Genomic DNA, 12,791 nt, shown 5'->3' on the forward strand with positions numbered 1-12,791 from the left:
GGGGGAGTTTTCACACGATGAAATTTGAAGTAGAATATATCTCTTTCTTTGTCATACAGGTCGACGGGGAGGAAAATCAATCAGGAAAGCACTGCAAGCATTACCAGACACTGGACGGCGAAGATTATGTTGAGAGTGAGCTAAGCTCATTTCTTGGAACTGAATTCACCAAGATTGCTAAACGTCATGCTGAACGCAATCCGAAGGCAGAGCAGGTTCCGACCAAGATAGGTCGGTTTGCTGTTGAGCCCGGATATGATCTGGAGAGTAACCCGAATTATAACTTGTTCGCGCGATTACGAATGGCAGAAACGAAGGATGCCTATGTGGAGCACGCTGAAGCCATAGTGCAGGCATACATGGATACGAGCGCAATTAGGGGAGGGGCCGTATTTATCGTACGAGCCAAGCACAATCAATTATTTGATGAGCCGTTTATTTTTGTACTTAAATGCGATTTTGAACAAAAAATTGCCCGCATCACGGACGAGCGGAGTCTTTTGAACAAAGTGGAAATGGCGATTAATGCGAAAAACATGAAATCGATCATGTACCCGCACATGCCTGAAGAAGGAATGCTAGAGCCCTGGGAGTTGAAAATACATCAATCGTCTCATGCCCGTTACTTTGAAGACTTTCTCAAATATGTCGAATATGAAAAATCGATGCCAGAGATGATGAATGAGCAGGTTATGGGCTTTGTCCACCAATATATCGAGCAGGTTTATGAGGATAATGAAGAAGCTCGCGAGAAGGAAACCCAAGAGATGGAGCTATGGGCTTGCAGCGAGAAGCGCGAGCTTCAGGAGAAATGGACGCAGGAGCAGGTAGTGGAGGCTTCCTCTTTTCTCATCGAACAGAAGCCGGACATTGAAATGAAGATGAAGGTAGGTAACATGACCGTCCGGGCGCTTCTGGCTGATTTTGGAGATCGGCTGCATATCGCTAAGCTGGGAAATCGTTATGTCGTTGTGATGGAGGGGGATGGCTTGGAGTTCGACAAAGGCATTTCACCAGTTGAGCTGCTGCACCCCGAGTCATTGGAGCAGATTGTTGATCGAATTCAGCAAAAAGCAGAGGAAGAATCAGATAATTGATGAGCATAGAGGGAAAAAGCGATTATAGTACTTTATAAGAGAAAGGTGGAAAAGGTATGGCGCAAGGCAATTCTGCGTTTCAGGAAGTAATTACCTCAGAGCAAGAGTTAAGAGACCTGCTTGGTTACCCTGGTGAGGTTGTGGCTCGTAAAGTAATTTCTACAATAGACAGTCATTGTCAGGAATATATTTCACGATCCCCTTTTGTTCTCGTAGCAACTGCAGATCAGGATGGTCATTGTGATGTGTCTCCAAGAGGAGATGCTCCGGGGTTTGTTCTGGTCCTTGATGGTCAACGCCTGGTGATTCCAGAAAGACCGGGAAACCGCAGAATGGACTCCTTGCGAAATATCGTTTCCAACCCTAATATTGGTTTAATTTTTTTGATTCCAGGCTTGGAGGAGACGCTTCGTGTGAACGGCAGAGCTTATGTGACCAGAGATGGTGAGCTGCTCGAACGGATGCAAGTGAACGGCAAAAGCCCACTTCTGGGAATTGGTGTTGAAGTAGAAGAATGCTATATGCACTGTGCTAAAGCATTCAAACGCTCGATGCTATGGAATCCTGGCACATGGCTCGAAAAAGATCAGCTGCCGGTCCCTGCACGTATCCTTGCGAAGCATACTGGATCAACCGAGGAACAGATTGCAAAGTCGTTGGAGGAAAGCTACAGGCTGAGGATGTATTAAAAGAATCAAAAACCCGCAAATCTTTGGGATTTGCGGGTTTTTAACGTTCAACTCAGTGCTTTCGGAACACATCGAGAAGCAGCTCGTCCTTGACGGGATCCTGTGTTTCCCACGTAGCCGCAAAGCGGACTTGATGAGATACACCTAAAATATCATAGGAGTTGGCTAAGTGTTGTCGGGCATTACCGATGATTAGCGTATGTAAACGCACTTGCTTCTTCTTACCAAGTTCGCTAAGCTGCTGTCTCACTTGCGCTCCAATGGTTCCGATTCCATCAGTAACCATGACAAAATCGGCATCAGGGAACCTCGGATGGCTTTCGATAATTTCGATGCCGCGTTTGATCGGCGCATCAAAATGCGTACCACCTCCAAAGGCGAGCTGCGTCATGGCATAGAAAGCGGGCCAATCAGGCTTGCGCCAATATAAAGGCTGTTCTACAAGTTCGCCTCTTGAGCCGAAAAGCAATAAGATGAAATCGCGGCGTTCCAGCAGACTGAAAGCAGCGAAGGTTGCTGTAAATATTTGCGCTAGACGCAGCTTACTCCCGCGCATGGAGTGCGAAGTGTCTAGCATGCAGATAACAGGACCTTTCTGAGGCTCATCAGTCATACCAGTTATATTATAAGTAAGCAGCTTACGGTCCAGCCACTTAACGGTAAAATACATTTCATAATCCTCATCTGCAAGTAAGCTGGCTTCGCTAGGAAGCATGTGCGCGATATTGCCGGATTGGCGCAGGTCATCATAAGCTTCCGGGATATGAGGCGTGCGCATTTTTTTACGCAGCACCTTGAAGTGTTGAAGATTGCGCCCGACTTCTCGAAGGAAAGCAATTAATTCGGGATGTCGCTTCAGCTTGTCAATCCAACTCATATAATTGGCGAATTCCTGTCGGTGAAGCCGTCCTAGATCGCTCCCCCATCGGCGGTTGGCGATGCGTTGGCTGGCTTGCAATAATTCGTGTACATTTAAGCTTTCTTGCTCCTCAAGCGATAGTGATTCCTTCAACGACTGATTCAGCCATTGGCCTAGCTGCTCTTCCAATTGCTGGAACAGCTCTTTATCCCGTTTCGTGAATCTTTCTAGCTGTTTCTCCCGCTGCTCCAGCTCTGCCTCTGTTTTTTTCAGCTTTTGTCTTGCTTTGTCGCGTTTGGTGAAGTCCGTCCGCATTTGATCTTGAAGCTCCTCAATACGTAGCTTCAATTGAATGATTTCCGCTTCTACCAAAGGTCGTGTATCGAGAGCTGCCTGCTTATCCTCAACATTTTTTTTGCCTTGCTGCAATGTGTATCCGATCAGCTTTAGCTGTTCGAGCTGTTTATCGGACAATCGTTCATGAAGGAGGGATTCATCCTGTCCTTGCTGCTGCATACGCTCGTTAAAGCCTATCGAGAGCTTCTGCTCGTCCTTCTTTCGACGATTGACCTCTTCTTCATAGCTAGTAGTTAACCACATTAAGCTTTTTAAAGCTGTTTTAAAGGATGCGTTAACCTCACCGATCGTTCTTGGATGGATTGTCCGATAAAAAAACTGCCCCCGCAGCTGTTGTACCAGCCAACGATGAAACGGGGGCTCGTCTTGTGCTGCATTATAACGAGGTTCGGGTAAATAAAAGCACATGAAAAAGTCGGCAAACAATTCTACGGAAAACCATGCTGTTGTTATGCGTGCTTCACGTATCCATTCCTGGGCTGTTCGCGAGGAGTGGACATAACCGTCAAATACGAACCGGTCGATACGTGCACATTGAATAATCATAATCGTTCACCGCCGGCAACTGTAGTGTTCGGTCTACAAGGTATAATCGTACTGGACACCCGGGATTTCACGGTCAAATAAGGTCCGGTACAGCCCTTGCAAAGTCTGTAATATACGTTCTCCTTGAATACGCAGATGGGTATACTTCACCGCGAAGCGATCGGTTTGAGTTAGTAAAAAGTTTTGATTGCGGATATAGCCCGGCAAATCTTTTTCCCGCTGCTGCCACTGAACCAGCTTACCGCGAAGCATCCTTGCCGTTTCTTCCAGCTCGATCCTGCAACTTTCGAGTTTTTGCCCCATCTGCTCCTGTGCGTCCTTGTCCAGTCTGGCTCCGACCTCTTTCTTAAATTGAAAAGCGTGGAGCTCGTCTTCAAGGCTCAACCAATGCTTAGCTGTCCGGTCATAGGTGCTAAGTGGAAGCTCACGCTCGGATTCCTGCTTTAATGCTTCCTGAAACTCCTTCTGGAACAGCTCCTGAAGAACTGTCTGATCTTCCGGGTAGTCCCATAGCATGTGCGGTGTATAGACGGTATCCCAGACATTAACAGAGCTGCGGTCATTTAGTGCCGCAGAAGTTTTCCACACTTGGCCAATCTTTCTCCACCTGCGATCAGATAAAGAATACTCCTTGGCTTCCATTTCAGTTTTCAATCGGTACAGCATATAAATATATGGCTCCGGAATGGTTACCTGTTCCGCTTTCGAACGGACAGCCTCCACATCTCGAAGTGAAAGTAGGGAAGGGAGGGGCTCCGTTGGGAGCTGGAACATACGCTCGTAGCTAGACATTTGCTTGATGAAACCAACTTCATAACGAATGAGAAATCGGTCATAGAGCGCGGTTAGCTGATCGTTGTCCTCAGGAAGTTCGTTTGAAGCTGCCATTAAGAAGAAGAGTGGAACATTTTCTTTTTCACGGCCATTGAAAAAAATTCGTTCATTTAAGATAGACAGCAGAGCGTTAAGAATCGCACTATTGGCTTTGAAGATTTCATCAAGAAAAGCAAAATGTGAAGATGGCAAGTAGCCTTCTGTTTGACGTACATATAAATCCTGCTTCAATTGCTGCAGCGACACAGGGCCGAACATTTCATCAGGAGTTGTAAAGCGGGTTAGCAAGTAATCGAACCAGCGGCCTCCGCCGAATAGCTGTGATATCCCCCTCGCAAGTTGAGACTTTGCAGTTCCTGGTGGACCTATAAGGAGTACGTTTTCATTGCTCATCAAACCGAGAAGGAGAAGACGGATTAATTCCTCCCGTTCTAGGAACCTGCTTTCCAGCAGTTGAATAGCTTGCTCCAGCTTATTTTGTATATTCAGAATCTCATTCATTAGGGGGGCCTCCTTAGAGCAATATATGGCAGCTATAACCTTTTTATTGTATCAAAATCATTCGCCTTATACGAATAGTTGCAGGATTTTTATTCCAGACTCTTTCATGATATGATGAATAAAGCTAAGTGAGGAGGAATGAATAATGGCATCCGCATCCATCTATACCATCCAGGTTCAAGCAGCAGACGGCAGTACGAAATCATTAAGTGAATATGAAGGAAAAGTATTACTGATCGTTAACGTAGCATCCAAATGTGGCTTTACACCCCAATATGCTGGACTTGAAAAGCTGAATCAGCAGTGGAAGGATAAGGGACTCGTTATTCTTGGTTTCCCTTGTAACGATTTCGGTGGACAAGAGCCGGGAACAATGGAAGAAATTCAGCAGTTCTGCAGTACGAACTATGGCGTCAGCTTTGAAGTATTAGGCAAGGTCAACATTCTTGGTGAGGACAAGCATCCTTTGTACCAGCTGCTGACTGAGCAAGCGGAACCGGATGGTGACGTCAAATGGAATTTTGAAAAGTTTCTGATTGATAGAGAAGGTCAGATTCAAGGGCGGTTTTCCAGTCGAGTAGCGCCGGAAGATCAGGAGCTTCAAGAAGCTATTGAGAAGTTATTATAAAAAAGGATGAAGGATCGCGGGAATCAGCTGCGATTCTTTTTTTTATCAACAATTTTCAACAAAATTCATCAAATTCTCCAAACATATCCGTGACAATATGGTATAATAAACCAAAATATTGAACGGTTGGGTGGGAGTGATTACAGCATGATTGATTCGGAATCGGTAAACGCCATCACATCGCATCCATTATTTGTATTTAGTGGCGACCCCATGCTGCTACTGGACAAGCACGGTTACATTCAACAAGTCAACTCGGAATATTGCAAGCTCACTGGATATGATTGGCTAACCGCTGGCAAGCAATTATTCGCTATTTTCCTAGAACCGGATATCTCCACATTATTTTATACCCAATTTCATCGTTCTGTGGAGGGAGAACCGTGTGATATGGAATGTGACTTACGGCATCGATCTGGCCATTTACTCACCTTGAATTTGAGATTTATTCCCATCCGTTATCATCAACAAACGTTTATATTCCTTGTGATGAGAGATATTACAGAGGAAAAAATTACCGTTCAGTTGATCGAACACATGGCATATCACGACACGCTGACGGGACTTCCGAATCGCACCTTGTTTCAAATCCAGCTGACACAAACCATTGCCGCGGCAGGAAGTGAGCTTCCTTATGCTCCTTTTGCGATTATGCTGATCAATTTGGACCGGTTTCAAATCATTAATGAATCGCTAGGCTTGAATTGGGGCGATATGCTGCTGAAGCAAGTGAGCGAACGGCTGCAGCGCTGTATTAAGAATGCGGATTTAATCAGTCGGCTTGGGAATTATGAATTCGTAATCCTGTATAAACATGTAGATGTATCCATAGACTTAACTGAGCAATCCAGAATTATTCAGCAGCAGCTCATTGCACCGTTTGTCGTATACGATCGTGAATTTGTTATTCCCGGCAGTATTGGGGTTGCGCGGTATCCACAGGATGGAACGGACATGAATAGTTTGCTGCGCCATGCATCCAAAGTCTTGACGGAGGAAAAAGAGAAGTCTCACGGATGGAGTCGATCTCATTATGATGAGCTTACCTCTAATCCACTGCAGAGACTTGAGCTGGAGTATGACCTCCGCAAGGCATTGGAACATAACGAATTCGAGCTTTATTACCAGCCGCAGTATGATATTCGCGACAATAGGCTGATTGGGATGGAAGCACTAATCCGTTGGCGTCACCCTAAGCATGGCATGATTTCACCCGCTCAATTCATTCCTCTAGCAGAAGAAACAGGTCTCATAGTTCCTATCGGCGATTGGGTCATTAGAACGGCATGTATTCAAAATAAAAGATGGCAGGATGTCGGCTTGCCGATGGTTACGGTCTCTGTAAATCTTTCAACTCGTCAATTTCAAAAAAGCGATCTCGTCGGAGATATTTTGCAGGCTATTAGGGAAAGCGGTCTTAATCCTCAATACTTGGAGCTGGAAATTACAGAGAGTATGGCAATGGACAATGTAGAACGGGTTATTAAGAAGCTGAACGAGCTGAAAAAAGAAGGCATTCGCATTTCAATGGATGACTTCGGAACGGGCTACAGCTCGCTGCATTACTTAAAAAAGATTCCAATTCATAAATTAAAAATCGACCAATCATTTATACGCGATATTACCATGGACCCGGATAATGCTGCTATTGTATCGACCATTATAGCTATGGCGAATCATTTAAAGCTGGATGTGGTTGCGGAAGGTGTGGAAACACGAGAGGATTTGCAATTTTTATTGGAGCAAAACTGCGGGCACGCGCAGGGCTATTATTTCAGCAAACCGTTGACACATACGGAGTTCGAGCAGCTACTTCATGAAAATGTACTGCCTAACAGCTAATTTTCCATGCTTCCACCGCACAAAACCTCTTTTTCTAAACGTGAAAAAAGACTATAATGGATAAATCCAGGTACTACTATTAATTCTTATGCACACGATTGCAAAACGAGTGGGACATTACCAGGACGACAAAGATACGGTTTCCGGACGGAAGCCTTCAGGAGGAATAAAGATGGAGAGCATGGAACAAAAATACGAGAAACTTGGTCAAATATTGCGATCCATGGACAAAGTCGTAGTCGCTTTTTCAGGTGGAGTGGACAGCGCCTTTTTGCTGAAAGCGGCACTTGAGTTTCTAGGTCATGACAAAGTTCTAGCGATTACGGCTGATTCCGAGACATATCCGGTTAGGGAGAAAGAGGAAGCAATTGCTTTGGCTAAAGAGCTCGGAGCAGCACATGAAGTTATTCATACAAGCGAGTTGGATATACCGGGTTATGCGGAAAATCCGACGAACCGTTGTTATTTTTGCAAAAATTCACTTTTCGAACATTTGATTCCTATCGCGAAAGAACGGGGATATGAGCATGTAATTTTTGGCGCTATTGCAGATGATTTGGGTGAGCATCGCCCAGGTTTGCAAGCCGCACATGAGAAGGGTGTAATTGCGCCGCTGTTGGAAGCCGGAATTAAAAAAGCCGAGATTCGTCATATGTCTCGACAATTTGGATTGCGTACATGGGATAAGCCTTCATTTGCATGTCTATCCTCAAGAATTCCTTATGGAGAGGCGATTACGGCATTGAAGCTGTCCATGATCGATCAAGCAGAGGATTTCTTAATTCAACTAGGATTTCGTCAAGTGCGTGTCCGCCAACATGACAATCTTGCAAGAATCGAAGTTCCTGCATCCGATCTGGCTGAAGTGTTAGCTGTAGCTGATACGGTTCATGCCAAGTTGAAGGAAATCGGTTATGCTTACATCACATTGGACTTAAAAGGATACCGCTCCGGCAGCTTAAACGAGGTGTTGAGTCCGGAACAACAGGCGGTTCATGCGGAATCGGCATCATAACTTCACCAGGTTCAGGAAGGAAGCGATTGATCAATGACCCATAAACCGAAAATACTTATTACTCGTAAGATCCCCGCAGAATGCTTGTCCTATTTGGAAGAGCATTGTGACTGTACTCAATGGGAGGGAGAGGGATCGCTTCCAAGAGAACAGCTACTCGAGCAGATTAAAGATTACGATGGGCTTCTCTTAAGCGGTACATCCGTTGACTCTGAGCTATTGGAGCGAGCGCCGCGGCTTAAAGCTGTAAGCTCGATCAGCGTTGGGTACAATCATTTTAATATTGAGGATATGAAAGCAAGAGAAGTTATCGGTACTCATACACCGTATGTGCTTGATGATACGGTTGCAGATCTGGTACTTGCTTTAATGCTAGCTTCTGCTAGAAGAGTGGCGGAGCTGGACTCTTTCGTCAAGCAGGGGAAATGGAAAAGAGGAGCGGTTCGCGAAGAGCACTTATTCGGGATGGACGTTCATCATGCTACGTTAGGGATTATAGGCATGGGAAGAATCGGAGAGGCTATTGCGAAGAGAGCAGTGCACGGATTTGATATGAATCTGTTGTATTATAACCGCAGTCGTAAACCGGAAATAGAGGAGCGGTTCGGAGCTCAATATTGTACGTTAGAGAAGCTGCTGCAAGAGTCTGATTTCGTAGTACTGATGACTCCGTTAACGCCAGAGACGGTGCAATTTATCCGTAAAGAGCATTTTGAGATGATGAAGCCGAGTGCATTCTTTATCAATGCTTCCCGTGGACAAACCGTTGATGAACAAGCATTAATCGATGCATTGAGTAATGGAACGATTCGTGGCGCCGGCTTGGATGTGTTCGAGAAAGAGCCGATTTCACCGGACAACCCTTTGCTGCAGCTGGATAATGCTGTTACAGTACCACACATTGGGTCCGCTACAGTCAAGACTCGAAACGATATGGCTATGGTAGCTTCGAGAAATTTGGTCGGCGCTTTAACCGGAGGACAAGCTTACGTTGTGCCTGAGCTACAATACTTACTTAAATAGCGTAAAGAGCAGGATACCTTGTGTGAAAGGTTCCTGCTCTTTTTATGTCTAAATCATAATACTTAATTATCCCGAGCGATGAAATCGCCTTGAATGTCAGCGATAAGAGGCGATGGTTCGCCGCTATGCCAAAGCTGCAATGCGTGCAGTGCGCGAGTACACCCGACATACAGCAGCTTAGCGTCTTGAGGTGTGGCTTGGTAATGCTCGGAACCCGTATCCAGGATAATGACAGCATCAAATTCCAAACCTTTCGCCATAAACGAAGGGACTACGGAGATGCCGCCCTCATACCGCTGCTGACCTGCAGATATTAAATTCGCGGGCACACCAGCTGCGTTTAGCTGCTGATGCAATGCATTGCATCGAGCTTCTGTCCTTCCCAAAATGGCTACTGTAGAGACCTCACCGGACTGGATCCGATTAATTTCACTAATTAGCTTGGGAACCAACTCGGCATCGGTGAGCTGCACGACACGAACTGCATCACCGCTGCGGAATACAGGTACAGCGAGTGCTGGTGTCTTGTCCCAACCACGGGTTAGCACCTCATTAGCAAAATAGATGATTTCCATCGTAGAACGATAGCTTCGGTTTAATTGAAAATAGGAGGTCTTCCCCGCTTCAAACAGGGAGCTGAACTCATTCCAATCATTGATTCCTTGATAGGCATGAATGCCCTGTGATAAGTCCCCTAGGATGGTAAACGAATCATTTCGGGTATGCATTTGAAGCAGAGCTATCTGGAACGGAGAAAAATCTTGAGCTTCATCAACGACTGTATGGTCAAAGGTGAGTTCTCCGTGAATGCCGTGAAATTTAGAACGAATGAACAGGAGTGGCGCCAGATCTTCAGGCTGCACGCGTTTCTTTTTGACATAGGCTTCCGTGTAGGTTATTAAAGCTTGAGGCAGTTCCGCCTGAAGCTCTTTTGACAAGAAAGCAGGAGCAGTGGAAGACTGAAACAGCTCTTTATAGAAGGAAAAGGGTGTATATGAAGTCCAGTTCTTCGTATATTCACGAAGCTTTTGTGTGCTTTTCTTCTTATAATCCTTTTTAAGATGCACTTCCCACACCTTCTCAAGCTCCATTTCAAGCCAGCGCTTCATTCTTGCCAGCACTCGCTCGCGGCGTTTCATCAGAGGCTCATGTTTATTCTCGACGTCATACCATTGACGAATGGTCGTCTTCGACAACTTAGCTCCATCCCAAGGGGTAAAGTCCGCTTTAGGAACTGCAGCTGCTTCGTACTGCTGTAAGGCTCTATCCAGCCAGTTCATGAATTTTAACGAGCCTTTCACTCTGCCGGGTGCAGTTTCATCCATGGCTGGACGTTTAGGTCCGACTTGAAACCAGTATCTGAGCTGTTCAGCTTGGTCAGCGAGTTGAACTTCATGATCGAGCAGCTCGAGCGCCCAGTCGGAAAAAGTGGTCTGTTGGATGTGTCCAACACCCAGCTCAGGGAGCACTCCCGAAATATAATCGAGAAACATGCGGTTCGGAGCCAATATAATCATTCGCTCTGCACGAACCTGATCCCGATATTGATATAATAGAAATGCTAGTCGATGAAGGGCGACGGTTGTTTTACCGCTTCCCGCCACACCCTGAATGATCAACGCGCTGTTCTTAACCGCACGAATAATCGCATCCTGCTCCGCTTGGATTGTAGAGACAATATCTCGAAGCTTGTTATCTTTATTTTCACCCAGACGATAGAGCAAAAATTCATCGGTTACTGCCATGGTATCGCCAGCACGGTCATATGTATCGACAACCCGCTGTAGAATTTGTTTACGAATAACCAAATTTCGTTTCAAATAAACGAGACCTTCTACAAGGCCATCCGGTGAATCGTAGTTAACTGCATCCGTACCTCCGGTGAAGGAATAAAACAAACTGGCCACCGGGGCACGCCAGTCAATAACCATTAACTCCAAAGAAGGGTCTTTCTCGACGCCGACTTTACCTATATATAATGGAGAAGGTTCACTGTGGCCTTTTTCTTGAAAATCCAGTCTGCCGAAGTAAGGTTCCGTTTGTGCCACTGAGAGGTTGCGCCGTCTGGATTCACGAATCGATTCCAACACTTGCTCCGTGTGGTCGTCCCCATTATAGGGGGGATACTTTTGCAGCTCCGTTAGTTGCCGATCAATTTCCGCAAAAGTTTCTTCCAATTTATTTAATTCTTCTTGATATGCACTCTGCACACTGGATTCCAAAACAATAAACCTCCATTCGGTCCCAACCATGGATTTTTTAAACAGGGAATATACTATAGCACAGTCCGATTGGGAATTGCAACCATATGAAATGCGTAAAAACGTAAAAAAACACAACTCACTACAAAGGAGTCCATTGTAGGACAAGCGGTCCACAAGTACAATCAAAGTACAAAATCAATCAATAACTAGAGGAGGGGTGTCGAATGGCAAGTAAAATTCAAGCATCTGACCGTGCACAGGTTAAATTTGAATCTAAAAACCACAAAATGGCATTTATTAGAAAATATTTCGCTCTTTATCTCATTTCAGTTCCTGGTATTTTGTTCTTTTTAGTATTTAAGTATGTGCCACTACTCGGTTCGGTCATTGCCTTTCAAGACTACAACATTTTTAAAGGAATTAGCGGCAGTGAATGGGTAGGATTTGCCCATTTTAAAAGGATGTTCGAATATACCGAATTTATTATCATTCTTAAAAATACTTTGTTAATTGGTTTATACGATCTGGTATTTGCGTTTCCGGTGCCTATCATTCTTGCATTGCTGCTTAATGAGCTGCGCATTCACACGTATAAACGAATTGTACAAACGGTTATCTACATGCCGCACTTTTTATCTTGGGTTATCGTAGGCGGTATTGTTGTTGGATTGCTTTCTCCTACAACAGGATTTGTGAATCAAATTCTTTCTACCTTTGGAATTGAGCCAATCTACTTCTTAGGGGACAACTCCTACATTCGTACGATCTTGATTGGATCGGGTATCTGGAAAGACAGTGGATGGGGAACAATTATCTATTTGGCTGCTATCGCTGGTATTAACCCTGACTTGTATGAAGCTGCGCAAATTGACGGAGCCAGCAAATGGCGTCAAACTTTCTCAATCACGATTCCTACCATTTTGCCAACAATTACAATTTTGCTCCTTCTTCACATGGGGAACTTCCTTGACTTCGGTTTCGAACGTGTGTACATCTTCTTGAACCCGCTCAATAGCGAAAACGGGGAAATACTTGATACTTATGTGTACAGGGCCGGCTTGGTAGACCGTCAGTACAGTTATACAACGGCTATCGGATTGTTCAAATCATTGGTTGGTCTATTGCTTATCATGATCGGTAATACATTTAGTAAAAAGGCTACCGGTGACGGTCTGTACTAATAAGGTAAAGTACTA

At 45.0% G+C, this 12,791-nt stretch carries 10 protein-coding genes; 7 read left to right on the top strand and 3 right to left on the bottom strand.

Annotation, left to right across the window (positions count from 1 at the left end; translation table 11 throughout):
- Positions 1 to 17: 17 nt before the first annotated feature.
- A complete protein-coding gene (locus BP97_RS0105945; RefSeq protein WP_028548270.1) occupies positions 18 to 1,097 on the top strand; it encodes a DUF3900 domain-containing protein in 1,080 nt (359 codons plus the stop codon).
- Between the two features lie 56 nt (positions 1,098 to 1,153).
- Entirely contained in the window at positions 1,154 to 1,786 is a 633-nt protein-coding gene (locus BP97_RS0105950; RefSeq protein ID WP_028548271.1) for a pyridoxamine 5'-phosphate oxidase family protein, read from the top strand.
- Between the two features lie 52 nt (positions 1,787 to 1,838).
- Here the strand turns inward: BP97_RS0105950 and BP97_RS0105955 are convergent, their stop codons facing one another.
- Positions 1,839 to 3,548 carry a hypothetical protein gene (locus BP97_RS0105955; RefSeq protein WP_028548272.1) on the bottom strand — a complete coding sequence of 570 codons (1,710 nt, stop codon included), beginning with the start codon at positions 3,546 to 3,548 and terminating at the stop codon, positions 1,839 to 1,841.
- Between the two features lie 33 nt (positions 3,549 to 3,581).
- Positions 3,582 to 4,883: an AAA family ATPase gene (locus tag BP97_RS0105960; protein WP_028548273.1), complete on the bottom strand. Its 1,302-nt coding sequence runs from the start codon at positions 4,881 to 4,883 to the stop codon at positions 3,582 to 3,584.
- Between the two features lie 145 nt (positions 4,884 to 5,028).
- On the opposite strand from BP97_RS0105960, the gene BP97_RS0105965 reads away from it, so the two are divergent.
- From BP97_RS0105965 to BP97_RS0105980, 4 genes are all read left to right on the top strand, one after another.
- Positions 5,029 to 5,511: a glutathione peroxidase gene (locus BP97_RS0105965; protein WP_036745584.1), complete on the top strand. Its 483-nt coding sequence runs from the start codon at positions 5,029 to 5,031 to the stop codon at positions 5,509 to 5,511.
- A 147-nt stretch (positions 5,512 to 5,658) separates the two neighbouring features.
- Positions 5,659 to 7,353 carry a sensor domain-containing protein gene (locus BP97_RS35455; RefSeq protein WP_051620407.1) on the top strand — a complete coding sequence of 565 codons (1,695 nt, stop codon included), beginning with the start codon at positions 5,659 to 5,661 and terminating at the stop codon, positions 7,351 to 7,353.
- 172 nt (positions 7,354 to 7,525) lie between these two features.
- Positions 7,526 to 8,368 carry an ATP-dependent sacrificial sulfur transferase LarE gene (larE, locus tag BP97_RS0105975; protein WP_028548275.1) on the top strand — a complete coding sequence of 281 codons (843 nt, stop codon included), beginning with the start codon at positions 7,526 to 7,528 and terminating at the stop codon, positions 8,366 to 8,368.
- Between the two features lie 33 nt (positions 8,369 to 8,401).
- A complete protein-coding gene (locus BP97_RS0105980; RefSeq protein ID WP_028548276.1) occupies positions 8,402 to 9,391 on the top strand; it encodes a 2-hydroxyacid dehydrogenase in 990 nt (329 codons plus the stop codon).
- 62 nt (positions 9,392 to 9,453) lie between these two features.
- On the opposite strand, the gene BP97_RS0105985 is transcribed toward BP97_RS0105980, so the two are convergent.
- A complete protein-coding gene (locus BP97_RS0105985; RefSeq protein ID WP_028548277.1) occupies positions 9,454 to 11,613 on the bottom strand; it encodes a HelD family protein in 2,160 nt (719 codons plus the stop codon).
- 206 nt (positions 11,614 to 11,819) lie between these two features.
- Between BP97_RS0105985 and BP97_RS0105990 the strand changes: the two genes are divergently transcribed.
- Positions 11,820 to 12,776, top strand: a complete 957-nt coding sequence (locus BP97_RS0105990; protein ID WP_028548278.1) for an ABC transporter permease — start codon at positions 11,820 to 11,822, stop codon at positions 12,774 to 12,776.
- Positions 12,777 to 12,791 lie beyond the last annotated feature (15 nt).

This window comes from Paenibacillus sp. UNC451MF (genome assembly GCF_000686845.1).
Classification (GTDB): domain Bacteria; phylum Bacillota; class Bacilli; order Paenibacillales; family NBRC-103111; genus Paenibacillus_S.

What these genes read in the sequence shown, in the direction of transcription:
- BP97_RS0105945 (WP_028548270.1), top strand. Translation starts at nt 18, where the DNA reads ATGAAATTTGAAGTAGAATATATCTCTTTCTTTGTCATACAGGTCGAC.
- BP97_RS0105950 (WP_028548271.1), top strand. Translation starts at nt 1,154, where the DNA reads ATGGCGCAAGGCAATTCTGCGTTTCAGGAAGTAATTACCTCAGAGCAA.
- BP97_RS0105955 (WP_028548272.1), bottom strand. Translation starts at nt 3,548, where the DNA reads ATGATTATTCAATGTGCACGTATCGACCGGTTCGTATTTGACGGTTAT.
- BP97_RS0105960 (WP_028548273.1), bottom strand. Translation starts at nt 4,883, where the DNA reads ATGAATGAGATTCTGAATATACAAAATAAGCTGGAGCAAGCTATTCAA.
- BP97_RS0105965 (WP_036745584.1), top strand. Translation starts at nt 5,029, where the DNA reads ATGGCATCCGCATCCATCTATACCATCCAGGTTCAAGCAGCAGACGGC.
- BP97_RS35455 (WP_051620407.1), top strand. Translation starts at nt 5,659, where the DNA reads ATGATTGATTCGGAATCGGTAAACGCCATCACATCGCATCCATTATTT.
- larE (WP_028548275.1), top strand. Translation starts at nt 7,526, where the DNA reads ATGGAGAGCATGGAACAAAAATACGAGAAACTTGGTCAAATATTGCGA.
- BP97_RS0105980 (WP_028548276.1), top strand. Translation starts at nt 8,402, where the DNA reads ATGACCCATAAACCGAAAATACTTATTACTCGTAAGATCCCCGCAGAA.
- BP97_RS0105990 (WP_028548278.1), top strand. Translation starts at nt 11,820, where the DNA reads ATGGCAAGTAAAATTCAAGCATCTGACCGTGCACAGGTTAAATTTGAA.